This window comes from Leptolyngbya sp. 'hensonii' (genome assembly GCF_001939115.1).
Lineage (GTDB): Bacteria > Cyanobacteriota > Cyanobacteriia.
This window is the reverse complement of record NZ_MQTZ01000008.1, coordinates 1-24,324: the sequence shown is the minus strand read 5'-3', so window position 1 is coordinate 24,324 and position 24,324 is coordinate 1. Positions and strand designations below refer to the sequence as shown.

Genomic DNA, 24,324 nt, shown 5'->3' with positions numbered 1-24,324 from the left:
CCGTCAGTGGTGACGACGAATTCGCCGTTGAGCAGCTCGCCGTTTGATTGCTTTGATCAGAGGCACCCCCGCATAGTAGCTGAGCATTCCCATCAATGTCCCTGTAATAAAGCATCCAAGAAAAAAACTGGTGAGAAACTCCCCACCTAGTTTGATCGCCCCATCAGGAGACTGCAGGTTATCCATTGGCAAATCAGCCAGTTCCCGCCCCAAAAACCACTGGCCAACATGGAAGTTCAGGGCTGCGATCGGCAGGCTGGTCAAAGGGTTCGTGAGCCAGGTTCCGGCTGCTGCTGCCACTTTGCTCCCCCGAAAAATCGCGGCGGTGACGATCGCAACCACCATCTGCAAACCAGGCAAAGGAAACATGCCCCAGAAGATCCCGATCGAAAACCCACGGGCAATTTCCACCGGACTTCCCCGTAACCGCAGGAATCGCAGATAAATATAGCGGGCAAAGCGTTTCCACTTGACAAACAAGGACTTCTGGGAACCTGTGGCTTTCATAGGATAAAGCAAGGAAAGGGGACACTTTTTCAAGATACAGGGTTCATCTCTTGGTTCTGAATGCCTGCCCGATAAACTCCCGGTGAATCATTTGGCAACAATATACTTGGCACACCAATCCCTTTCCCCTCATCCCCCACCCCCTTCTCCCACAATGGGGAGAAGGGGCATTAACGCTTAATTTCTCCCCTCTCCCGCTCTGGGAGAGGGGCCGGGGGTGAGGGCAGTGTTGGTGCATGAAGTATATTAATGCCAATCATTTAGCATGGAATCAGCATCCAGAGTTGAATCATGGCCAATCCCAAATTTCGTCGTTCAGAAAACGTAACTGGGGACTTCTTTGTCGATCAGACCTGTATTGATTGTGATACTTGTCGTTGGATGGCCCCTGATAGTTTTACCCGCAGGGGGGATCAGTCGGCAGTTTACCATCAACCAGAAAATCCAGATCAGCGATTGATGGCTCTACAGGCTCTCCTGGCCTGTCCCACAGCCTCGATTGGGACTGTGGATAAACCGATCGACATCAAGATGGCGCAGCAGAGTTTTCCCATTCCAGTCGAGGATAATGTCTATCACTCCGGTTATCACGCTGAGGCTTCCTATGCTGCAACGAGCTATTTGATTGTGCGGTCTGAGGGCAATGTTCTGGTGGACTCCCCCCGGTTTGTACCTCCCCTGGTGAGCCGACTGGAAGAACTGGGCGGTATTCGCTATCTGTATTTGACCCATCGGGATGATGTGGCCGATCACCAGAAATTCCACGATTATTTTGGCTGTGAGCGGATTTTGCACCAGGCTGACGTAACCTCCGGAACAAGGGATGTGGAAATTCAGCCTTCCGGCTTTGAACCCTTTTCCCTGGCCTCTGATCTGCAGATTATCCCCACTCCCGGCCATACCAGAGGGCATACGGTCTTGCTGCATCGCGATCGATTTCTCTTCACGGGGGATCACCTAGCCTGGTCAACCCGATTGAACCACCTGTATGCGTTCAGAGATGCTTGCTGGTACTCCTGGCCAGAACTGGTCAAATCCATGCACAAGTTAGCGACCTATTCCTTCGAATGGGTGTTACCAGGGCATGGTCGGCGGTATCATGGAGATTACCGGGTAATGCAACACCAGATGCAACTCTGCCTCAACTGGATGGCAAAAATTGCGGAGATAGGGGTTGACAAGTGAAGGCGATTCTGCGAATATTAGATTCGCCAAGCACGCGGGACTAGCTCAGTGGTAGAGCGTCACCTTGCCAAGGTGAATGCCGTGGGTTCGAATCCCATGTCCCGCTTAAATTAAGCCTGTTTTTTGTAAGACTGTTTTTCGTAAGGCTGTTCTTTGTAAGACTGTTTTTTCGTGAAATCATTATTTCACCGACAGTGGTGAATTGACTGTAGGGCATCGAGATATTTTAGGTGCTACCCCTACTGCTTTCAGCCTGCCCTAAAACATTGAACTGATAGTTAAGGTTTGGGGTTCAATCGCCTTCTTTTAGGAACGGAGAGGGAGGGATTCGAACCCTCGTTACCCTTACGAGTAAACAGCATTTCCAGTGCTGCGCCTTCAACCACTCGGCCACCTCTCCAGGAGGATGTAGCAACGCTATCCATTGCCACAGAATTAATATAATAACAAAGGTTGAGTAAGAAATATAATCCGTTCTTACATTTATCCACTGGGAATCTTAGTTCAACCTCCAGTTCTGCCTCGGAAGCCCCCTGGAGAAGAGAAATTCATCCCATAATCTGCTGCGAGAGCCGGATTTCTAGTTAGAGTTTAGGTCAAGTGAGCCAATTGCCCCAATGGAGACTGGATCAGGGCTGCCATCAACTCCCCTGTACTGGCCAGGTGTACCAGACGGATACTGTAATACCCCAAAATCACACTCAGGGTAGAGACCTGGAAGACCCGATCCCCCAGGATGCGCAAGTAAGGAGCCTGGAAATTGCGTCCCGTTCCGAGTTCCAGCAGCACATGTACGATCGCCAACAGGAAGACGATAAATAGAACCGGCCCCAGCAAATGTTCAGTCACGGCCTGGGGCAAATCACCCCGCGCGATCGCCATAAAAGAGCGAGTCATGCCGCAGGTGGGGCAGGGGATCCCCGTTAAGTGGCGGATGGGGCAAACCAGAAATGGGATCTGGAATCCCTGATTATAGAAGTGAGCCCCAATTAACGGTGCACCCGAAAAACCCAGGATGCCCCAACGAGCCAGACGCCCCTGGAAGGTCATAGGATGATGAGAGAGCTGAAACATGATCTAAATCAGATGAAGAACGCCTGACTAACCCGGTAGCACACTACTTCTTCCCATGAATTGAAATGGGATGAGGGTGCAGAGAACCACACCCTCACAATACCTTCATCTGGGATTTTACAGCTTTAGGAGAAATTGGTGCCAGTTGCCATGATATCAATTTCAGAATAACAGGTACATCTGGCAGCACCCTGCCTTCAGATAGACTGTCACTCCTACAGCTAGTAGAAGTGCTTAGAACCAGCCTTTCTTGCTCGTAATATAGGTATCAACAAATTCCTGATCTGGCTTGGATAGATAGATAATGCCTTCGATCAGGCCAATAATGCCAAAAATAGCTCCTGCAAAACCACAGGTCAGCAGGGTGCCCAATAGCATAATCAACCCTTCCGTATTGTAGCCCAGCACAAATTTGTGAATTCCCAAGCCCCCCAGTAGGATACCGCAGATGCCAGCGGGAACTTTCTTGCTTGCATCACCGGAAGATCCAGTGGTCATAGAAACCTCGCTTGTAATAAAAAATGCCATTACGCGGCTATTTTACCCATTCGTGATGCATATTGCCCAAATGTTATGAATCTTCCAATCTTCTAGATCAGGATAGCCCCAATCAGCTACGCCTCAAAGCCTTCACCTGCTTCCAGGAAAGAGATGATCAGGCATTCTAATCTGTCTATAGTTTCTGGGAGAACCATAGGTAGATCCATGGGAGTGCAGGATTAAGACTCTGAATCTATGAATTACCCAGTAAAATCTGTTAAGTAGAATTACTTCAAACCAGATCAGTGAAATTACGTGAAGCAAAAGATTCAGGATCTATACCACTCAATCCCTGAACCCTTGACTTCCTGAAATGCCTTGGGTATCTACAGAAGTATGCTGAACGTTGCAAAATCCGTTCCAGAACTGCCTTGCCTGCATAGGCTGAATGTCCCACTGAAAGTTCTACTGAGCATCTTTGATGACTCGGAAATCTTGCCCTTCATTGAATTCACTGATTTAGTTGAGATCAGTTGGGGAAGGTTATGGTAAAGTTTGAAGATGTCTCTACGTATATATACTGTGAGGCAATGGTTGGATTAGGTGGGTTTTCCATAAACTCACTGTTCTCTTAGGATTTGCTAGCTTTTCTCGTGAATCAGAGCCAGCCCATGAAAGCCAGCCCGATGAAATCTAATAATCTCGATGAATCCCTGGAAGTTGTGGAGCGGCTGTTATTGCCAAGGCAACTGGGACCGATCGAACGATTTGTGTTGCGTCAATCCTGGCTGGGACAGACTTACAGCGAGATGGCCCGGGGATCAGGTTATGGCAGCGGCTACATCAAAGAAATTGGCTCCCAACTCTGGCAACAGCTCTCTGATGCCTTTGGGCAAAGGGTTACCAAGAAAAATCTGCATCTGGTGCTGCAGCAATACCGGGCCTATGCCATCAATAGATCGGAACTTCAGTTGGGTTTTGAAGACGATTTAAGAGATTCTGCTGTGGACAATTCCAGTATTCCTGTTGTGGCCAGGTTAGAGAGGAGCCTGTCCCCTGTCAAGGAACCAGGATTTCCCTGCGGCCCTCTCCCTCTGGACTCCCCCTTTTATATCCGCCGACCTCCCGTCGAAAATCTCCTTTTTAAGGAAATTGACTATCCGGGTAGCTTTATCCGTGTGACCGCCTCCAGGAACATGGGGAAAAGCTCTCTGTTAATCCAGGCGATCGCCTATGGCCGCAATCAGGGTTATCGGGTTGCTTACATCGACTTCCAGGAAGTTGACAAGATTGCCCTTTCCTCTTTAGATCGTTGCCTTCGCTGGTTCTGCGCCAATATCAGCAGACAACTCAACCTTGAGCCGAGGTTAGATGAGTACTGGAATGAAGATATCGGCAGCAAGGTCAGTTGCAAGACTTATATCGAACGCTATCTGCTCCAGCAAATCGGGCAGCCTTTGCTTCTGGTTCTGGATGAAGTCAACCGCCTGCTTGAGCACCCTTTGATTGCCCAGGATTTCCTGTCCATGCTGCGCTCCTGGTATGAACAGGCTAAGCAAGTCCCCCTCTGGCAGAAACTGAGAGTTGTTGTGGCTTACAGTCCAGAGATCCATATTCCCCTACATCTGAATCAATCTCCCTTCAATGTGGGTCTGACCCTAAAGCTACCTCCGTTTACACTGGAGCAAGTGCAGGCTCTGGCTCAGAGTTATGGCCTAAATTGGAGGACGGAGGCAGGAATCAGCCAGGCCAAAGCCCTGCAGGGGATGGTCGGTGGACACCCCTACCTTTTAAGTCTGGCGTTTTACTATCTCTGTTGCCATGAAATAACCTTGGAAAGCCTCTTGCAGTCTGCTGCTACGCAAGCAGGAATTTACAGTCCTCACTTGAGGCAGTATCTGGCTCTACTGCAAGATGATCCCCATCTGATAGCTACCCTAAAACAGGTGATGCTCAAAGATCAGGGAGCTTATCTGGATGCAATCTCAGCCTACAAGCTGGAAAGCATGGGGCTGATTTATCTAGATGGAAATCAGGCCCGATCGCGATGCCAGCTTTACCAGTTGTATTTCAGCCAGCAGCTATCGGGAAACCATGAACTCAACAGGGAGTAATTTGCGAACTTTCAGTTTGCTCATCACCCGTTTGTAATCTTCCAGAGCTCCGCTTTCCTGAAACAATCGAGCTGCCCGGTAAAAGTCCTGAGTAGCGACATCATAGCGCCCTAGCTTCTGATAGGTCTGCCCCCGGCTGTAGTAGGCTTTAGCATAGTTGGCACTAAGGGAGATCGCCTGACTAAAATCTTCGATCGCAATCAGATCATCGCCCATTTCAGCCCGAACAGTTCCTCGATTGTAGTACGCCCGGGCATAGGTTGGCTTGAGTTGAATGGCTCGGGTATAGTTTTCAATTGCCAAAACCTTGTCCCCCATTTCAGAGTAAATGATGCCGCGATTGATATAGGCCTTGGCTTCACTTCGATCGAGGCTGAGGGCTTGAGAGAAATCTTGCAGAGCCCGAGTGTAATTCTTTAAGTGACGAAAAGCGGCACCCCGATTGATGTAGGCTGCAGTGAATTGTGGGTTCAGTGAGATTGCCTCCGTGTAGGCATCGATCGCCTGAAAAAATTGTTGCTGGTAAGAAGCTTGTACACCTCTACCAAACCACGTACTCGCATCTGCAGGGATATCTGCTTTTTGTGGGGAAGGTCTGGATTGTTCGGCCACGGACATAAGTGCTACCTGATGGGATGTTTTAACTAGATTAAGGGAATGCGTTATCCGCTGATATCAATTCCATGTGAAGACCACTTAAAGAAATAGGCTGGAATTTGCATTGCTCAATCCAACCTATGACTTCAGGTAGCTTCACCGGAAGTTCTATGACCCTTCAACTGGTTAAGCACAGCATAAGGAAAGAACGTGAAGAACTTGGGAAAAGATACAGGGCAAGCCAAATGCCTGTCATTCTCTAACCACTAACTCAGTGGGTGAAATCAAAGCTACCCTTGCGACTCGATCTCACCCTGTACCGAATGGAAGGGTGGAATGATTCTGACATCTGATCTCCGTAATAACGCTCACTAACTTAGTAGCGAATGATGCCAATTTTGCTCGATCGTCGGTTTCTGCGGTGATTTAAATACAGGAGTCGTTTTGAGCTGCCCGATCGACGGGGAAAGTTCAGGAACAGGACATTGATTTCTTCCCGACGGGTTGTTTTCCGCTGGCTTTCTTTTGGGGCTTGCAAGTCAGAGCCATGAAGGTCATTTTGAGTAAAAAGCTCCAGACCAAAATGAGCCGATTTATAGATCCGGGAAAAATCTTCTTGAAGTTTGTTTTTATCGACCGCACCACTCACACTAATCCGGACGACAAGAACCTTATCACCTTTATTTTCAATACTGCGAATTGTGAGACCTGTATTGCCATAATCCAGCTCTATCTGCTTCAAAGCGTAGGCAAAAATTTCCCAGGAAATCCCTTGCGGAAACAGTAAATCAAAAGTGTTCAAGTCTTCCTGAAGCAGCCGACTAAATTCTCCAGGAAGAAAATTACCTCGGCCAGGATAACGTTTCTGCTCGTAGTTCTGAAGATAAACGTAATCACAGACAATATCGTTTAGTCTTGTGGCTGTATTAAAGATCCAATCTTCCAGGCAGGCTTTGGTCAGTTTTGCGCCAGTGAAGTTAGTCCCCAAAACGTGCGTTTCAGTGAGATTAGCGCCAATTAATTTGGCCTCACTGCAGTTGGCATGGTTCAGATTAGCCCGACTCAAATCGGCGTCCCGTAAGTCGGCTCTAGTCAGATCAGCCTGTCGCAGATTGGCGATTCGTAGATTGGCTCCATTGAGGCGAGCATCAACCAGGCGGGCTGATCGTAAACTTGCACCACTCACGATCGCCGTTCGCAGATCGGCCCCCGTCAGATCGGCTCTAGTGAAATCAGCTCGACTCAGTTTAGCTCCCCGCAAATCAGAACTAATCAGCTTAGTTGTAATCAGATCAGCCCCAATCAGGTCCGCTTTACTGAGATTCGCTTCATGCAAATCTGCTTCAGTCAGGACGGCACCACTGAGTTTGGCCCCAATTAAGTCAGTCCCAATCAGCTTCGCCCCCAGCAGATCAGCGCCACCCAGATCTGCTGTACTCAAATTCAGCATACTAAGGTTAGCCTCTGTTAAATCGATGCAGGCTCGGCTGTTTCTCAGCTTCCACTCATTCCAGAGCGTTACACCTCTCTTAAGTAGTGCTAATTGCTCCTTATCTGCCATAACAGTCGCGCCCTGGTGATGCACTATATAAGGTGATTTTATCAACTCCAGCAATTTGCGTCTGTAGTCTGGGATTGGGCATTGATCATGAGTCCCTTGAGATCAGGTCTGGGGATGGGCATTCATCTCTTCGTTATGGATGATCTGCCCCTAGAAAGGCAATCCATCAAATGACGGATGTACAAATGCCTAGTAAGCTAAGGCTTAAGTTTGCATACCATATTTAGACCCTCAGCGCCTTTCGTTTATAAGTCCACTGGAATGGTTTTGCCATTGTAGGGTTGAAATAATCGATGAACTGAAGAATACGCTCTTTTAAATCAGCTTGCTCAGAAAATTGCCCCGTCTTAGAGCTGATTTCTAAAGAGAATCTAAAGAGAGCTATTACATCGGCAATGAAATAGGATGAATTTTACAAGGCAGCATAAGCAATCGATGGATGCTTGAAATAATTCCTGATATCCGCAGGTAGTTTTTGTAACTGCCGCAACTGAGACAACACTCGACGCTTCAACTGAACCAAATTGCGAGTCGGGGGTTGATCATGCACCCCTTGCTTGATAAACCCATTAAAGTACTCCACTGGATTCAACTGCGGGGAATAGGAGGGTAAATAAAATAACTCTATCTGCTCAGTGTGTTGCTTCAACCATTGCTTCGAAATAGTCTGTCGATGGACTGGATGACGGTCTACAATCCAAAACAGCTTGTGGCTGCGCTTGGTAATCAACCGCTTACAAAATCGAATAAACTGCGCTGGTTGCGATGAACTCCCAAATATTCACTAATATCATTGACTCGCTTGCCTTACTGTCGCAGTCGGATTGCTTGCTGTCGCAAGTAAGTCTGGGTCTCGATCGAGAGGTGTCGGGCAGCCGGTTTATCCATCACAACCCTCCTTGTGCCTCTACTTCTATTATGCCTTCTGTTTTATTGCCAAGGTAATAACTTTTCCCGACGTTTAAATTGTGAGCGATCGCAACATCCCCACCACTGAAATTGCGCCGATGATAGCGACGGCATCTTCGATCAGCGCCGCTGGTAGGTCACGATCAAAGGCAGTGGCGAGCCGAGAACGCGCTGCCGCACCACCCAACGTACCAATCACCGCACCGACAATGCCTGCCAGTAACCCGCCCAAGAGCGTGCCGCCATTGACCCCTACCATGGCTCCCGAGAGCGCACCACTGACAAGGCGAGCCCCAAACTGAACCGGTACTTTGCGGCTGGGCGTGGAAGGCAGTTGATCTGTCACAAATTCGCCCAGTGCTAGCACGGAGAGAATCCATGGTGTGAAGCGGTAGCCCATAAAAGTGAGCCAGCCCCCACTCAGATTGAGGTAACCCAAATAAGCCGCCCAACTCATAGCAGCGGGTGCAGTCATGGTACGCAGACCCGCAATAATGCCAATAACCAGAGCAAGGAAATAAACCATCGCACTCATTTAGATTTGTGATAAGCCTTCATTGACAAATAACTCAATGCCGTTCCAACTAACGAAGACCACCCGTGATGTACAGCGTTTCGCCAGTGATCCAGGCTGAATCGGAAGACGCGAAGAAGACGACGGCAGGGGCGATGTCCTGCGGCTGTCCGATTCGACCCAGTGGGGTTAATGCTTCCGTCTGTTGGCGACCTTCGCTCTCGGCAATTCCTGCGGTGTGCGTACCCTCCGTTTCCACCATGCCAGGATTGATGGAGTTAACGCGAATATTGCGTGAGCCCAGCTCTTTGGCAAGCGACTTCGTAATGGCATCGACTGCTGCTTTGGTGGCGCTATAGACCGAGGCGTTTGCGGGCGCGAGGGTGCTGACAATCGAACTGATATTGATAATGCTGCCACCCGACGAGCCGAAGTGCTTTACACCTTGTTGTGAAGTGAGGATTAATCCCAGCACATTCAGATCGAACTGCTTGTGGAAGTGCTCTTCTGTGATGCCTTCAAGTGGGGAAAATTCATAAATTCCAGCATTGTTAACCAAGATGTCGAGCTTGCCAAATGCTTGCTGCGTCTCTGCAAAAAGATGTTCGATTTCTGCATTTTTGGCAACATTTGCCTGGACTGCGATCGCCTTTCCACCTCTGCCAACAATCTCGTCAACCACGCGATCGGCTCCTTCTTTACTGGATGCGTAGTTGACAACCACGGCTGCACCTTCGGCTGCCAAATGTTTGGCGATCTCGGCACCGATTCCTTTAGATGCTCCTGTGACGACTGCAACTTTTCCGTCGAGTTTTTTCATGATCGTAAGTGTTGTGGGTATTAAGTTTGAGCGGTCTACCCGAAACGGGTACGAACTGACGAGAACCATCCATTCGGAATCTTTGACAGTAATGTCTTACGTAAGCGCCTTAGCATCAGGACTTAACAAATTCCAGCAGGTCGGCATTGAGCTGTTCCTTACTCGTGTCACCCAGGCTGTGCGATCCACCGGGATAGATCTTTAAGATCGAATTCTTGACAAGCTTTGCAGACAGGAGGGCAGAAGCACCGATCGGTACGATCTGATCATCATCGCCATGAATAATCAGCGTCGGTACATCGAACTTCTTCAAATCCTCAGTGAAATCGGTTTCCGAAAATGCCTTGATGCAATCATAGGCGTTCTTATATCCAGCCATCATGCCTTGCATCCACCATGAATAGATCAGCCCTTGGGAGACCTTGGCACCAGGTCGGTTGAAACCAAAGAACGGTCCACTGGCTACATCCAGGAAGAACTGTGATCGATCAGCCAAAAACGCTGCTCGAAAGCCATCAAAGACTTCAATGGGCAGCCCACCCGGATTCGCTGCTGTCTTGAGCATAATTGGTGGTACTGCACCCATCAGCACTGCTTTGGCAACACGTGATGTCCCGTGACGTCCGATAAAACGCGCCACTTCACCACCACCCGTCGAGTGACCGATCATCACCACATCCTTTAGATCTAGCGCCTCGAAGAGTTCTGCTAAATCGTCAGCATAGGTGTCCATCTCATTGCCATTCCAGGGTTGGCTCGAGCGACCATGACCGCGACGATCGTGCGCGATGCAGCGGTAGCCATGCGAGGCGAGAAAAAACATCTGCGATTCCCAAGCGTCTGCACTCAGGGGCCAGCCGTGGCTGAACACGATCGGTTGCCCGGAACCCCAGTCTTTGTAGTAAATCTCCGTGCCGTCTTTAGTAGTGATGGTGCTCATGGTTACCTTTACTTGGTTGTGCTACGCCATGCAGGAATGCTAGCAATCTGCGTTGATTCGATGATCTTGAGCCATTCGTGGATTAACTCCTGTTTGATGCGATCTGCCCTCTTTTTGCTGACATCTTAACCTAACAATAATTAATTTTACATTTTTAAGGCTAAAACCCTTGAGGGTTATGGATTTCTCTTTGCGACTTTCATTACCAGGTTAATAATAAGCCGCCTTGATACAAAACACTCAAAAGTACTCTTAAGGCAGCTTGTACAAATAAGTTGATCACTTCGGGTGCATCCCAGTCTTGCAAAGCTCAATTTGAGAACTGCCCATTCAAGTAAGCACAAAAGAACCACCCACTTTGTGAAGATTCTCCACCAGGTAAAACCAATCTAAAATCTCTCGTCTTTGCGTCGGACTCGCAATCTCCCCAGACAGATTCCAAATTCCGTCATGACCCTCTCCCAAACAGCTCACAGGATTTGCTAACGACTGCTAATTCACCCACCCAACTAGCTGCTCATTGTCCTACAAAAAAGCTTCGGCACACTCCTTCGCTACCCGCTTTTGCTCTAGACGATTTTGCAACTGCAAGCCATCGTCTTCAATCTGGAAGGATTTTCGGCCTTACTGAAGGAAGGAATCAGGAGCGTGAGCAAGATGCTCATACTACTAAGGTTGTGCATTGATAGGGAGTGGGAGCGTCTCGCTCACGTTCAGATCGGGCAAATCACACCGTAATTCAGCAACGCCTCTGAGTTAAACCAGCCCTTTCCTTCCCGGACTGGCGATCGTTTCTCTTGTAGGGTGCAAAGAAAACCGCCACAGGACAATTTGTAGGAACCAGTCATGAACATTGATGCATCATTTCTGCGACCGGGATATCAGTCTGACCGGAAAGAAGGATTCTATGCCGAATTCAATGCAGAAGGCCAGTTGACCCACCTGGGCTACTATGAAAATGGCAAACCCCAGGGCTGGGCGCTTTATCTGGAACCATCCATCTGTCGGGGTCGCCTGGAAAAGCAGCGGGAATTTTCGGCTGAGGTGGAAGGGCAGGACTGGGAATATGGGGACTATTCCACCGGGCGGGAGCGGAGTGAGGCCGATTTGTTCCGCTCCTGGGTCCAGAATCGCATTCAGGAAGTGTACGAGAGTGCCGATCGGACCCTGCGCTGCTCTTTCTGTGGCAAAGGGCAGACAGAAGTCGCGAAGCTGATTGCTGGTCCCCAGGTTTTTATCTGCAATGAGTGCATTGATCTGTGCAACGAAATTATTGCTGAGGAACAGAGCTTCGATCGACCCCCCGGTTGATTCTTCTCGACCTCATGATGCTTCGCCAGTAAGGCGTAAAACCTCAGCATAAAGCTGTGAACTAATCCTAAATCGGGCCTGAATCTTGTCGGGCAAGATGCCCGACCTACAGTCGCAAATTACTAGGCCCAAATTAGCGGACTGGCATGAAATCCCCTCTTGGGAGGGGTTGCCCGCAGGACCGGGGTGGGTTCCAGGTATACTACTAGGCAACGTGCTTGCGGGATTCTCTCAATTCCATGAATTTGTCCACGCTCATCCTGGTTGCCCTCGGTGTTGGCATCCTGTTTGGAACCCTTCTGAATGGAGCGTTCCCGGAGGCCATCATCCCCCTGGATCACTATCTGCTTGCTCCCCTGGGCCGATCGTTTCTCCGTCTGATTCAGTTTGTGGTGGTACCGATCGTCTTTTCGTCCCTGATTCTCGGTCTCACCCGCATTCAAAGTGCAGCCCAGGTCGGGCGCTATGTGCTCAAGTTGTTGAGTAGTTACCTGCTCACCAGTTTCATGTCTCTCTGTTTGGGGATGACGATCGCCCTGGTCTTGCAACCGGGAGTGGGGATGACGGGGCTGATTCCGGTCAGCAGTTCCAGTAGTGCTGAGTCCCTATCTCTGATTGGGTGGCTAGTCAGTCTGATTCCTACGAATCCTCTGGAGGCTCTCAGCACCAGCAATCTGCTGCAGATCATTTTTTCGGCGGCCCTGTTTGGCGTTGGCATTCACCTGGCCCAGGAAAAAGCCAACCCTTTCGTTGAGTTGCTGGAAAGCCTCTACATCATCAGCGAAAAAATCCTGGGGGTAATTCTGTATGTGGCCCCGATCGGTGTCTTTGCCCTGATTAGCTCCGTCATTGCCACTCAAGGATTGGGCCTGATCGCCCGCCTGCTCCTCTACGTGCTGGGATTACTGTTCTCTAGTGCCCTCATGATCGGGTTTTATGCGGGTGTACTCTTTTTCCTCAAGGCCAAACCAGGCAAGTTTTTCTCCAGCCTCTCGGAATCCCTTTCTTTAGGCTTCGGCACGGCCAGTTCAAATGCGGTGCTGCCAGTTCTGCTGCGGGATATCCAGGAAGGGTATGGCCTGCGTCCGGATATCGCCAGCTTTGCCATTCCCCTGGGAACGGCCCTGAAACGGGATGGTTCGGCCATCTTGCAGGGATTTAATGCCCTGTTCATCGCCCAGATCTACCATGTTCCGATCACCTCATCCCTGCTTCTGGCGATTGGGCTTAGCAGTTTGCTGGTGTCCTTCAGTACCCCCGGCGTTCCGGGTTCCGCCTTGATCACCATGACCACGGTGCTCTCGGCAGCCGGACTTCCCCTGGAAGGGGTTGCGATCGTCGCTGGGGTCGATCGGTTAACCGATGGGTTCAAAACGGTGCTTAACATCGTCGGCAATAGCACCCATGCAATCGTCCTCAGCTACTGGGAAGCTGAAGAATCGATCGATTTAGCCACCCAACCCGTACCTACCCAGGACAGTTAAGCAGCAATGTGGCCTGATGGGGGAGCGGTCCGATCGCTCCCCCATCAGGCAGTTGCCTCGGCTCGTCTCTTCAGGGCCGCAGCAAACTCGTCGAAGGACGGTTGCAAATCAGGAATGGACGGTGTAATCAGAGGTGCCATCAGCCCATTGAAAATTTCTTGCATGGAAAACTCCACAATCCCATCAGGCTGCTGGGCCAAACGGTAAGTGCGCTTACCCTTGAAAAGACCCAGCGGCATCCCACTAGTCCAGACCATCCGTTCATATGGAACGAACTCGCTCACCTTGACCGGAAAGGCTCGTTCTGGGCTGATCTTGGCGTACACCATCACAGTTTGACCGAGAGCGATCTTGCCTTCCAGCTTGACAATCGTGGTGTTCCACTCCGTCCATTGAGTTCCATCGACCAGGATGCCCCAGATTGTTTCTGGCAAAGCTCGAATCATTGTGGACGTACTAAAGCATTTCATGGTTGATCTCCTGATGCTCCACCAGATTTCTGTTCTTATCGTCCAATCCCATACAATACAGCAAATTTCATGGAACTGAGTGATGGTATTGTTGCATTCCAGCGCTGAGGAAGAGAGAGGTTTTCGCTGTAGATTGGTGAAGAGCAGGTAGTAAAGCAAGGGCTTCATGGTAGCTTAGTAACCCTGTCCCACTATGGATAGATCCAGACAGCACATCCATCAAGAATCTATGCCCAGCGAGCCCGTTATCTCCAGCCCCAGCCGGGATCAGCTAGTTGCGATCGCCGACCAGTTCGCCCATCAGGGTAATATCACCCGTCTTCAGTCCTTTGGGAGCGGCAATATTAACGACACCTTCCTGGTGGTGCTGGATGATGCCAACCAGACCCATCTGGTGCTGCAGCGGATCAATACCCGGGTGTTCCAGCAGCCCCATCTGATCATGCAGAATATGCGGACCTTCACCCGCCATGTGGCCGATCGCTTGCAACAGACTCCCCCCGATCGACGCTGGGAGGTGCCCCAGGTGGTGCTCACCCAAACAGGACAGGACTACTGGCAGGATGGGGATGGCCAGTTCTGGCGCGCCATCAGTTTCATTGCTGGGACAGAATCTTTCGACACAATGCACAATCCGGAACAGGCCAGGGAAGTTGGCTATGCCCTGGGTATGTTTCATAATCTGATCAGCGATTTGCCCCCTGATCACCTGGCGGATACGCTAGAAGGATTTCACATTACGCCCCGCTACCTGCAACAGTACGAGGCTGTGGCGGCGAAAACAACTGTGGACCAATGCCCAGAGTTGTCCTATTGCCAGCAGTTTGTTCACGATCGCAAATCCCTAGCTGTCGTGCTGGAACTGGCTAAGGAGCAGGGCAAGCTGCCCCTGCGCCTGATGCATGGAGACCCCAAGGTCAACAATGTCATGTTTGACATTGAAACTGGCAAAGCTGCCAGTGTGGTGGATCTGGATACGGTGAAGCCAGGATTGATTCACTACGATATCGGAGATTGTCTGCGATCGAGCTGTAATCCTGCTGGGGAGGAAACCGAACAATGGGAAACGGTTCACTTCGAGCCGGAACTGTGTCGGAGCATTCTGCAGGGCTATCTCTCCGTAGCGCAGGAGTTTCTGACCGAAAATGACTATGCCTACTTGTTCGATGCCATCCGCCTGATCACCTTCGAACTGGGACTGCGCTTTTTGACCGATCATCTGGCAGGCAATGTCTATTTCAAAGTCAAACATACCCACCATAACCTCGCCCGAGCCCTGGTTCAGTTTCGTCTGACTGAGAGCATTGAGGCCCAGGAAACCACAATTCGTCACCTGATTCGAGATTTACGATGAGCGGCCAGCCCTTTTCTCTCCAGCCTTTCCCGAACTCTACCTTGTCTGGCCTCACCCTTTCCGGCAGTCTGGCCCGATCGGCGGACAGATTGTATCTTCAGTATGATCTGCAAGGGGCTTTGGCGGAGATGGAGATCACCCCCCCTGCAGCCCAACCAGAACGCCGACATCAGTTATGGGAAACCACTTGTTTTGAGTTCTTTCTGGGTTTGCCCCGATCACCTCGATATTGGGAGTTCAACCTTTCCCCGGCTGGTCACTGGAATGTGTATTACTTTGACAGCTATCGTCAGGGAATGCAGGAGGAAACTGGCGTAACCTGGCTGTCATTCCAGGTACAATCTGCCCCGAACAGCCTTGCTCTGGCCCTCAACTTTGATCTGACTGCGATCGTGCCACCGGGTAAAAAACTGGAGGTCGCTGTCACCAGTGTGATCCAGCTCCGAACTGGTCAGATCTCCTATTGGGCCCTGACCCATAGTGGACCGGAAGCCGATTTCCATCGGCGCGACAGTTTTACGCTGATGGTGTGAGCTCTATGAGTGCTGTTGGCTGGATTCCCTTACCCACGGAAGATGGTTCCTACACCTTCTTCTCAGAAGCCTTTGGGGAAAGTTTTCACAGCCACCAAGGAGCCAGGGAAGAGGCGTTGCACAAATTTGTCCAGGCTGCTGACCTACCCCAGAAAGCACATCGGGAAACCTTGAAACTCCTGGATGTTTGCTATGGTCTGGGGTACAACAGTGCCGCCGCGCTGGAAACCATCTGGACCCTGAATCCCGCCTGTCGGATTGAACTCTACGCCCTGGAGCTCGATGCAACGGTTCCCAGAGCAGCGATCGTTCCGCCAATGATTGAGATCTGGTCTCCCCAAATTCAAACAGTGCTGCAGGCGATCGCCCAGCAGCATCGTTACAGGAGCTGCCAACTTCAGGCCACCCTGCTCCTGGGGGATGCCCGCCAAACCCTGCCCGTCCTTTGTCAGGCAGGCTGGCAAGCCGATGCCATTTTCTTCGATCCCTTTTCTCCCCGACGCTGTCCCCAATTGTGGACAGTGGAGTTTTTTCAACTGGCCGCCAGGTGTCTGAGTCAGGATGGCAAACTTGTCACCTATTCCCGATCGGCATCGGTGCGATCGGCCATGCTGGCCGCTGGTTTGCAGATTGGCACCCTACCCCCCAGCCTTCCCCATCGGTCCCATGAGTGGTCCCAGGGGACGATCGGAGCCTTCACCCTGGAAACCCTGCATCCACTCTCCCCCCTGGAACAGGAGCACCTCCTAACCCGAGCCTCCATTCCCTATCGAGATCCGACCCTGGCAGATCCAACTGAAGCCATCCTGGAGCGGCACCAACAGGAACAGCAATGCTCCACGCTGGAAGCAACCACCCAATGGCGACGGCGCTGGGGCATTCATTAATGGGTCAACGAATGCTAACAGCAAGTTCAAGAATGTCAAGATTGCAACCGGACGATCGTCCAGTTTTAGGAAAAGTTGTATAAATACAAGATTACAAATGACTGCTACTTCAATTTAAGTAGCAATGACTACTCAAGCCAACTGATCGACTAACCTTAAATTGTATGCGTGGGTCTGGTCTTTGCTTGGAATTGCGTAAAAAAATTGAGCAGCAATTTGTGACCCATATAATTGGTACATACTGTAAAGGGATCAGTGGGCGAATGTGAGCAAAGGAAATATCCTGATAGCAGATGATATCCCTGATAGTTTGCGTCTACTATCTGGGATTCTCACTGAGCGAGGCTATAACGTCAGAGGTGTCATCAGTGGGTCCATGGTTCTGATGGCAGCCAGTGCCACGCCCCCTGATCTAATTTTGTTAGATATCAAGTTGCCTGATATCGATGGCTATGAAATTTGTCGGCAACTGAAAGAAAATCCTAAAACCTTTGAAGTTCCAGTCATTTTCTTGAGCGCTTCCCATGAAATTCTGGACAAAGTCAAAGCCTTTGAATTTGGCGGTGTTGACTACATTACAAAACCTTTTCACATCACTGAGGTCATCATTCGGATCGAAAATCAACTGCTTATTCAGCGACAAAGAAAACAACTGCAATGCCAGAATCTTCAACTCAAGCAGGAGATTCATGAACGCCAACAGGCCCAACTCCTTTCCAGTCAATTGAACCAGCAGCTCCAGCAATTGAATCATGACCTGGAAAATCGAGTTCAGAAAAGCACTCTTCAGCTCAGGCAAGCCCTCGAATTTGAGACCCTGCTTAAACGAATCACCGATAAGGTTCGAGATAGTCTAGATGAAAATCTGATTTTAAGAACTGTTGTTGAGGAACTGGTACTAGGACTCTCTGTGGAATACTGTGCAACAGGCCTTTATAACTGGGGCCAGAAAGTTTCCACTATTCTCTATCAGTATCATCAATCCTGGCCTTCTCCCAGTAGGGGGCAGGTGATTCAAATGACTGAATATAGGGAAATTTATACTCCCCTGCTGCAAGGAGATTCTTTTCAATTCTGTTTACTTGATTCTCCCTTCGACCAGGTCAACCCGGTTCCAATTGCTGTCTTCGTTTGTCCAATGTTGTTACCCCTCAATGAGGAGCAACCCAACAGAACAGAACCAACTGCAACGAAAGGTTCTCAGAAGGTGCTGGGTGACTTATGGTTATTTCGGACTCAAGATAAAAGTTTTAATGAGTTGGAAATGCGTCTGATTAATCAGGTCGCTACTCAATGCGCCATTTCCTTGAGTCAGGCCCGACTCTATCAGTCAGCTCAAGTTCAGGTGAAAGAGTTAGTCAAGCTGAATCACCTCAAAGATGACTTTCTGAGTACCATTTCCCATGAATTACGAACCCCTGTTTCTAATATCAAGTTAGCGGCTGAACTCCTAGAAATCAACTTAAGAGATCTGGAGATTTTTCACACAGACTCTAGCAAAGCCGCCCAATATCTCCAAATCCTGCATGGCGAATGTCAGCGGGAAATTAACCTGATCAACAATTTGTTAGACCTGACTCGCTTGAATGCAAACTTAGAACCCCTGCTGTTGTCAGGATTAAATTTCCATATCTGGTTGCCCTACATCTTAGAAGTATTTGTTGAACGGGCCGAAGTGCAACAACAAACCCTGCAACTGGATATTGTTGGAACAATTCCCCTCTGGATGACCGATCGACGAAATTTAGAACGTATCCTGACCGAGCTTTTAACCAATGCCTGCAGGTATACGCCACCCCAGGAGACCATCACTGTGGTGGCTGAGGCTATTGCGGATACTGTCCAAATCAGTGTCAGAAATTCCGGTGTAGAAATTGCACCTGAGGATCTGCCCTATATCTTTGACAAGTTCTATCGCTTCCCAACGAAGGACCCCTGGAAGCATAACGGCACAGGACTGGGATTGGCCCTAGCCAGAAAACTGGTAGAGCAACTGGGAGGCACAATCCGAGTAGAAAGTGCTGGAGGACAGACCACTTTTACGGTTGCCCTTCCCCAGGGCGGTTGTGCTTCCAGAAGGCATGACGAGGGGGAAATGTGGTAAACCGCCTGGAGTCTCCGCGTTTTCCCCCTGCAGTTGCCTAGAATTTCCCCTTGGTCAGACCTGGCTTTAGCAAAGGCTTTGTCGCCTGAGCAGGCTCATCTGTAGCAGACTGGGTCTGGTATGCCTGTTGCCCTAACTTGTTCAGGATAACCTTCCGCCTTTCGATCGGCCCTTGAGCTTCCTCCAATGGGCGGACCTGGGAGTTCTGTGGCTTGCGCTCGTGGGAGCCCTTAAAACAGGCCAAGAGCTTGTTCTTAAGAGACTCCAGACGGGATTTATCCTGGGGTGTGGTTGCGGTTTTGGTGGCACTGGCGATCGTGGCCTCAGCCTGTTCTGGAGAGACACAGGCAAAGTCCTCTCCCTCCTCCCCCTTGATCACCCAAAGGAGATCGCGATCATGCTCCAACAATCCTCTAAACCGAGACAGATCCAGCGGCTCTGGCTGGAAGACAGGCAGGTCCGGCTGAACCTTGGGTTTGGGATAGACAGCCTCGATCGACACAAACCGATTCGAGCCATCCACGGTCCCACTGTCCGCCCCGCTCCAATCGACCACACTGGTATCTCGCAGATTCAGGCTGTCAATGCCCTCTCCCCCATTGATTTGCCCCGTGATCTCACTATCGCTTTGCTTCAGGGTGAAGCTGTCGGATTGGTTGCCCCCATTCAGGTGCTCGAAGTCGCTGAAGTGGGTGGTCTGCCCACCCGTCGTGACCGTTCCCTGATCAACGCCCGTGATTTGCCAGTCGTTCGGACTGTCAGAACCGGTCAGCGTATCGTTCTTGCCCTTCGTCCCCATCAGATTTTCGATGCTGGAAATGCCCTGGCCAAAGGCAGTGGCGGACCCAGTTTGCAGGTTGACCGTCACATCCTGGTTGTAAGCAGAATAGTCCAGGGTATCGACCCCATCGGAGCCATTCAGGTGGCCGGTGAGAGATGCCCCCGGATGCACTCGCAGGGTATCGGGCTGATTGCCCCCGGTCAGGTTCTCAATCCGGGTGAAGGCCATCGTGCCCTGGCTGGTGGTGAGGGTGCCGGAGTCGGGTCCAGTCAGGTCGATCGTATTGGCGCTACTGTTATCCCCCATCAGGGTATCGTTGCCCGGTCCACCATCGAGGCGATCGGGCAGGGTCGCCCCATCTGCAAGGGTGAAGGTATCCGAGGCTGCACCCCCACGCAGGTTGCCGAAGTGGGTGTAGCTCATGCCATCGACTACTCCAGACGCGGGTCCGGTCAGTTGCCAGGTCGCATCCACATCGGGACCAATCACCCAGTTGCTGGTGGTCTGGGTGGGGTCCCCCGTTGCCTGGGTGAAGTGGAGGATGGACCCGCCGATCCCGGTGGCCGTCCCAGGGGTGTTGTTGCCGGGGGTGATGGTCACGGGAGCGCCGTAGGTGGCATAGTCCAGGCTGTTGTGGCCCGGTCCCCCATCCGCATTGCCAGACAGTTCGGCAGCAGGAGCAAATTGCAGGGCATCATTCCCGGCCCCTCCCTCCAGACTGGCCAGGTTCCAGACCGTAAAGCCATGGGGAAAGTGAGTCGTGGTCGTCACCCGACCACTGCCCGTCACCTGCCAGGTCATGTCGCTGTCGGGGCCAATCAGCAGGTCCGCTTTGGGAACCGCGATCGGAACATCAACGGCAGGTAGACCCAGATAAACGGTGCCATTCCCTTCCATCCGCCCGATCACAATCTGGCCCGCTCCCTGGACCTTAGGAAAGACCGTCGCATCCACCTGGTAAGCGCCCGGTGTGGCGGCTCTGGCAATGCCAATATCCCGACCATCGTTGGTGGCAGGTTCAAGGAAGAGGGTGTGACCACCCGGGTTAAGGGTGCTGGTGGGAGCCAGGGTGAGGGTATCTGCTGCCAGATTGATGTCCCCATTAGCGGTGATGGGCGCATTCACCGTCAGGTCTCGGCTGACCAGGTTGATGTGAGTGGGGGGCGTGGTTGCGCCAATGGTGTTGTTGAGGGTGATGGTGCCCGCACCGGCATCCAGGTTCAGGGCATTGTCCCCCTCTATGGGACCGTTGACCGTGATGTTGCCATCCCCCGATCGCACGGTCACCGTTGCCGTTGAACTGTTCAGGGTGACCGGCGAGGTTTGCTGGAACAGGACTTCCCCGCCATGGGTGGTGATGTCGCCCCGCACCTCCACCTTGGGACCATCCAGGATCACAGGGCCACCGGCTGTGGTGATAGTACCGACGCTAATGCCCCCAGTAGGCGTTACGGTGGGGTCCAGTCGGAAGGCTCTCGTTTGCCCAATGGCATTGGTGCCGGTGGCTGCAATCTGACCGGCATCGTTGATGTCCCCCGCATGGGTGATAAGGCCCCCACTCTCAGGAGTCAGCAGGGCATTGGCATCGATCGCGGCTCCATGGCTGAACAGGGTAGCCGTTGTACTGGCCCCATCCCCAGAAAAACCCACCGCCACATTGTTATTATTGACCCGATTCGCCTGGGAGTAGGTCGTTCCGGGGAGCATGCCCAGGCTCACCGTCCCTGTCCCTGGGGTATACAGGAAAGCTTGCATGTTACTGGGATTGATATTGTAGCTGTATGGCCCCTGGTAAGAGGCTCCCACCACTGTCCCCAGGTCATTCGTYCCTAASGCRATGCTCTGGCTGTCCCCAGCCACGGGGCTGATGAAGGTGACGTTCCCAGATGAGTCTCTGATAAACGCCTGGGAGTTGTAAATCCAACCGGTTCCATCGCTGTACCCCACCTGGCCCACAATCTGGCTATTGGAAATGTCCCGACCRTTGATGAAATTCGCRCCAGACATAAAAGCAGATGCAGTGCCCAGATCATAGAGSGTGCCATCTGCTTGCCACAGCGCCAGATGACCCTCCCCGAAAGCATCAGCCACCGTCCCCACAATCTGGCCATTGCCACTGATGCCAAAGGTGGCGCTGATGGCACTGGGAGCCGTGGGCAGGTTGGGCAATGGGTACAGACCCACACCAGGGGTGTAGAAGGCAGCCCGCTCTGGCGTGCCAAACCCATTGCTGGCGGTGATGGCGACCATGCCGCTATCGCTCATCCCGATCGCCGGAGTCCAGGCGTAACCAGGGATTTGCCAGAGTCCCAAGGAAGGCCCACTCTGGGGAAATAYRGYGGCGATGGCATTCCCACTGGCATCATAGCCATACCCGGCCACATCCCCATTGGCGTTGATCGCCGTCCCAACYGTACTAGAGTAACCTGGTGGCACAGCCAGTTCATTGGCCTGGTAGAGCACATTGGCCACCGYCCCCCCCGTYTTCAGCAGCAGGTTCTGGGTGCTGAGGTTGACGGGATTGGCCAGAGACGGCAGACCCGCTCTCAGGATCAGGGCGGCACTGCCGGTCAGAGTGGGAATGTCCGGGTCAGTTCCTACCAGACTTGTATCGGGACTGGTAATGGTGATATCCCCGGCGTAGATACTGCCCAGGGTTTCCACCTTCAGGGATGCGCCGGTGTAGTTGCCAATCCGCACATCCTGGTCGGAAGAGACGATCGGGTCGTAATAGCTGACGAAATTACCATTCTCCCCGCTCAGGGTCAGGAAAGAAATTCTCCCCTGAGAAGCAAAGTGGGCATCCCCAGAAATGGTGCCATCGCTGAGGAAGCGCATGTCCCCCAGGCTCTGGAATGCCTGTCCGGCCTCTGGATGTTTCAGAGCCAGGATATCAATGCCCTGCTGACCCAATACGGTCAAATCCCCTCCTGCTTGCACAGAGACAGGCTGAGCCTTTGAGTCTCTGACGATGACCTGATTGCCTGCCATCAGGCTCAGGTTACGGTTGGCAGTCAAACTGGCGGGATTAGTATCATCTACCGGAGCCAGAATCAGGTTGTGCGCCGCCCCGATCGTCACCTGGGCGGCCCTCGCCTGCTGCACCACCCCATCCCCCGACTGCACTGTGAAGTCAGAACCTGTCAGATGCACCGTGCCGTCTGCGTCAGTGGTGATGCCATTCCCAGGGCTGCCTGTGCCAGAGAGGAGTTGACTCAAAGTGGCGATCGACCCGTTCCAGTCATTCGGTTTGGGAATCTCCAGGCTCAGGGGGGAACCGGGAATGCTGATCCGCAGGCTGCTGTCACCGGGCATCGCGGTCACCAGGATCTGACCCTTGGGAGCGTCCAGCTTGCCGCTGCTGATGACCGTTCCACCCGTCAGCACCAGGCTCTGTCCGTCTTTCACCGTCAGATCGCCCAGGTTGACGATCGCTCCGGGATGCGCGATCGTGAACACAAAGGAGTCGGGATTGCCCAGCAACGTACTGTAATCGTTGGGGCCACTGGCGCTGAACATGCCGTTGCCCATCCCAATCCCGTTGGCGGTGGTGGCGGTGAATGCTGCTGGGACATTCAACTGGGCATTAGGGCCGAAAATAATCCCGCCTGGGTTGATCAGAAACAGGTTGGAATTGCCCCCTGTGACCTGAATCAGGCCATTCAGGACGGATGGATCTCCGCCTGTTACCCGTCCCAGGATGTTCTGAATGTTGGGATTGGCCATGAAGTTGGCGATCTGTTCTTGCGTTAAGCCTAGCTGCTGAAAGCTGTGGAACAGGTTGCTGCCTGCTTGCGTTCCGCCTGAGATATCGAACTGGTTGCCGTTGACGTGAACGATCGTTCCTGTTCCATCTGCGGCTGGGGTAATCTGGGCCTGGGCGGGGAGCAGGCTCAGCGCCAGTCCTGCCAGGGCAGAACTGCTGGCGATCCGGCTGAAAGCAAGGATAGAGAAATTGCTGCGGTGCTGTTTTTTGCTGGTCATGGTGATATTAAGGGAAGAATTATGGGGAATAGAAGAGGCGTTACCTGCAACGCCTGCACGGATTCATCCCCTCTGGGGAGGGGTGGCCCCCAGGGCCGGGGTGGGTTTGGATCGGGATTAGAAGCGGGTGTTGATCCTGAAGTGCAGGCCCCCATCCTGAATGTTGTTGCCCCGATCGCTCAGGTTGATGAAGGGCATGGCGTAGTCCAGTCGCACATCTAATGCTGGGTCAGGGTTCCAGAGCAGTCCCACTCCTACGGCTGAGAGGAAGGTATTGCGGGGCAGGGGCAGGGGACCAGAGTTCCAAACAGCTCCCATGTCCATGAAGGGGGCAACCTGAAAGGCAGCACCTCCCGTTCCATCACGGGCCACGGTGATGCGGTCTTCGATCGCAACCCGAAATCCGTTGTCTCCAGACCTGGCATTTTGCCGATACCCTCGCACCGACTGTCCACCCCCAATCACAAACTGCTGAGAAGGGAGCAGCGGATCTGCACTCAGTTGCACCTCTCCCTGCAGCATCAGCAGGTGGTTCGAGTCCAGCACTTGCAACCGCTGCACCTGTCCTGACCAACTGAAGAACTGACCAGAGGGAATCGGAGCCGGATTGCTGGTGGCATCGAACAGGCCCGTGCCCATATTGAACTGCGATCTCAACCCCCAGGCTCCCTGACTATCACGCGCAACGTAATCCTGGCCCAGCTTGACTACGCTG

At 51.9% G+C, this 24,324-nt stretch carries 20 protein-coding genes, 2 tRNA genes and 2 pseudogenes; 9 read left to right on the top strand and 15 right to left on the bottom strand.

The annotated features are described in order from the left end of the window. Positions 1-3: 3 nt before the first annotated feature. Positions 4-507: a DUF2062 domain-containing protein gene (locus tag BST81_RS03295; RefSeq protein WP_075597121.1), complete on the bottom strand. Its 504-nt coding sequence runs from the start codon at positions 505-507 to the stop codon at positions 4-6. A gap of 291 nt (positions 508-798) precedes the next feature. On the opposite strand from BST81_RS03295, the gene BST81_RS03290 reads away from it, so the two are divergent. Both BST81_RS03290 and BST81_RS03285 read left to right on the top strand, forming a co-directional pair. Then, positions 799-1,692: an MBL fold metallo-hydrolase gene (locus BST81_RS03290; RefSeq protein ID WP_075597120.1), complete on the top strand. Its 894-nt coding sequence runs from the start codon at positions 799-801 to the stop codon at positions 1,690-1,692. Between the two features lie 34 nt (positions 1,693-1,726). Continuing rightward, positions 1,727-1,798, top strand: a tRNA-Gly gene (locus BST81_RS03285). Positions 1,799-2,005: 207 nt separating this feature from the next. Here the strand turns inward: BST81_RS03285 and BST81_RS03280 are convergent. The 3 genes from BST81_RS03280 to BST81_RS03270 form a co-directional block, all read right to left on the bottom strand. Beyond that, positions 2,006-2,092: transfer RNA gene (locus tag BST81_RS03280), tRNA-Ser, on the bottom strand. A 191-nt stretch (positions 2,093-2,283) separates the two neighbouring features. Continuing rightward, a complete protein-coding gene (locus tag BST81_RS03275; protein ID WP_216351195.1) occupies positions 2,284-2,766 on the bottom strand; it encodes a DUF2752 domain-containing protein in 483 nt (160 codons plus the stop codon). A 234-nt stretch (positions 2,767-3,000) separates the two neighbouring features. After that, positions 3,001-3,264: a TM2 domain-containing protein gene (locus BST81_RS03270; RefSeq protein ID WP_075597119.1), complete on the bottom strand. Its 264-nt coding sequence runs from the start codon at positions 3,262-3,264 to the stop codon at positions 3,001-3,003. Between the two features lie 668 nt (positions 3,265-3,932). On the opposite strand from BST81_RS03270, the gene BST81_RS03265 reads away from it, so the two are divergent. Continuing rightward, positions 3,933-5,360 carry an AAA-like domain-containing protein gene (locus tag BST81_RS03265; RefSeq protein ID WP_075597128.1) on the top strand — a complete coding sequence of 476 codons (1,428 nt, stop codon included), beginning with the start codon at positions 3,933-3,935 and terminating at the stop codon, positions 5,358-5,360. On the opposite strand, the gene BST81_RS03260 is transcribed toward BST81_RS03265, so the two are convergent. From BST81_RS03260 to BST81_RS29065, 8 genes and pseudogenes are all read right to left on the bottom strand, one after another. Continuing rightward, a complete protein-coding gene (locus tag BST81_RS03260) occupies positions 5,328-5,978 on the bottom strand; it encodes a tetratricopeptide repeat protein (RefSeq protein WP_075597118.1) in 651 nt (216 codons plus the stop codon). The two genes, BST81_RS03265 and BST81_RS03260, sit on opposite strands and share 33 nt — an antisense overlap. A gap of 355 nt (positions 5,979-6,333) precedes the next feature. Then, positions 6,334-7,518 (bottom strand): pentapeptide repeat-containing protein, encoded by a 1,185-nt coding sequence (locus BST81_RS03255; protein WP_143780199.1) that lies wholly within the window; start codon positions 7,516-7,518, stop codon positions 6,334-6,336. A 412-nt stretch (positions 7,519-7,930) separates the two neighbouring features. Continuing rightward, entirely contained in the window at positions 7,931-8,248 is a 318-nt protein-coding gene (locus BST81_RS03250; protein ID WP_253188067.1) for a transposase, read from the bottom strand. Between the two features lie 231 nt (positions 8,249-8,479). Next, entirely contained in the window at positions 8,480-8,953 is a 474-nt protein-coding gene (locus BST81_RS03245) for a DUF4126 domain-containing protein (RefSeq protein ID WP_075597127.1), read from the bottom strand. 58 nt (positions 8,954-9,011) lie between these two features. Beyond that, complete coding sequence (locus tag BST81_RS03240) at positions 9,012-9,761, bottom strand: glucose 1-dehydrogenase (RefSeq protein WP_075597115.1); 750 nt, start codon at positions 9,759-9,761, stop codon at positions 9,012-9,014. A gap of 115 nt (positions 9,762-9,876) precedes the next feature. Then, a complete protein-coding gene (locus BST81_RS03235) occupies positions 9,877-10,701 on the bottom strand; it encodes an alpha/beta hydrolase (protein WP_075597114.1) in 825 nt (274 codons plus the stop codon). Between the two features lie 345 nt (positions 10,702-11,046). After that, positions 11,047-11,241, bottom strand: a pseudogene (locus tag BST81_RS26920) (ISKra4 family transposase); the annotation flags it as partial. Between the two features lie 173 nt (positions 11,242-11,414). Then, positions 11,415-11,549: a hypothetical protein gene (locus BST81_RS29065; protein WP_290439413.1), complete on the bottom strand. Its 135-nt coding sequence runs from the start codon at positions 11,547-11,549 to the stop codon at positions 11,415-11,417. Positions 11,550-11,844: 295 nt separating this feature from the next. Here BST81_RS29065 and BST81_RS28700 point away from each other — a divergent pair. Both BST81_RS28700 and BST81_RS03225 read left to right on the top strand, forming a co-directional pair. After that, positions 11,845-11,991: pseudogene (locus tag BST81_RS28700) on the top strand (ClpX C4-type zinc finger protein); the annotation flags it as partial. A gap of 260 nt (positions 11,992-12,251) precedes the next feature. After that, positions 12,252-13,496 carry a dicarboxylate/amino acid:cation symporter gene (locus BST81_RS03225; RefSeq protein WP_075597113.1) on the top strand — a complete coding sequence of 415 codons (1,245 nt, stop codon included), beginning with the start codon at positions 12,252-12,254 and terminating at the stop codon, positions 13,494-13,496. Between the two features lie 44 nt (positions 13,497-13,540). On the opposite strand, the gene BST81_RS03220 is transcribed toward BST81_RS03225, so the two are convergent. Beyond that, positions 13,541-13,966 (bottom strand): SRPBCC domain-containing protein, encoded by a 426-nt coding sequence (locus tag BST81_RS03220; RefSeq protein WP_075597112.1) that lies wholly within the window; start codon positions 13,964-13,966, stop codon positions 13,541-13,543. A gap of 229 nt (positions 13,967-14,195) precedes the next feature. Here BST81_RS03220 and BST81_RS03215 point away from each other — a divergent pair, with 229 nt between their 5' ends. The 4 genes from BST81_RS03215 (at position 14,196) to BST81_RS03200 (ending at position 18,844) form a co-directional block, all read left to right on the top strand. Beyond that, positions 14,196-15,320, top strand: a complete 1,125-nt coding sequence (locus BST81_RS03215) for an aminoglycoside phosphotransferase family protein (RefSeq protein WP_075597111.1) — start codon at positions 14,196-14,198, stop codon at positions 15,318-15,320. Continuing rightward, entirely contained in the window at positions 15,317-15,853 is a 537-nt protein-coding gene (locus tag BST81_RS03210; RefSeq protein ID WP_075597110.1) for a DOMON-like domain-containing protein, read from the top strand. The genes BST81_RS03215 and BST81_RS03210 overlap by 4 nt, the downstream gene beginning before the upstream one ends. A 5-nt stretch (positions 15,854-15,858) precedes the next feature. After that, a complete protein-coding gene (locus tag BST81_RS03205) occupies positions 15,859-16,740 on the top strand; it encodes an MnmC family methyltransferase (protein ID WP_075597109.1) in 882 nt (293 codons plus the stop codon). Positions 16,741-17,005: 265 nt separating this feature from the next. Beyond that, positions 17,006-18,844, top strand: coding sequence for an ATP-binding protein (locus tag BST81_RS03200; protein WP_075597108.1), 1,839 nt, complete (start codon positions 17,006-17,008; stop codon positions 18,842-18,844). A 37-nt stretch (positions 18,845-18,881) separates the two neighbouring features. Here the strand turns inward: BST81_RS03200 and BST81_RS03195 are convergent, their stop codons facing one another. Both BST81_RS03195 and BST81_RS03190 read right to left on the bottom strand, forming a co-directional pair. Beyond that, on the bottom strand, positions 18,882-23,609 hold the full coding sequence (locus BST81_RS03195; RefSeq protein ID WP_075597107.1) for a filamentous hemagglutinin N-terminal domain-containing protein: 4,728 nt from the start codon (positions 23,607-23,609) through the stop codon (positions 18,882-18,884). A 117-nt stretch (positions 23,610-23,726) separates the two neighbouring features. Next, positions 23,727-24,324, bottom strand: a 598-nt coding sequence (locus BST81_RS03190) for a ShlB/FhaC/HecB family hemolysin secretion/activation protein (protein ID WP_143780198.1), incomplete at its 5' end; no start/stop codon positions are given.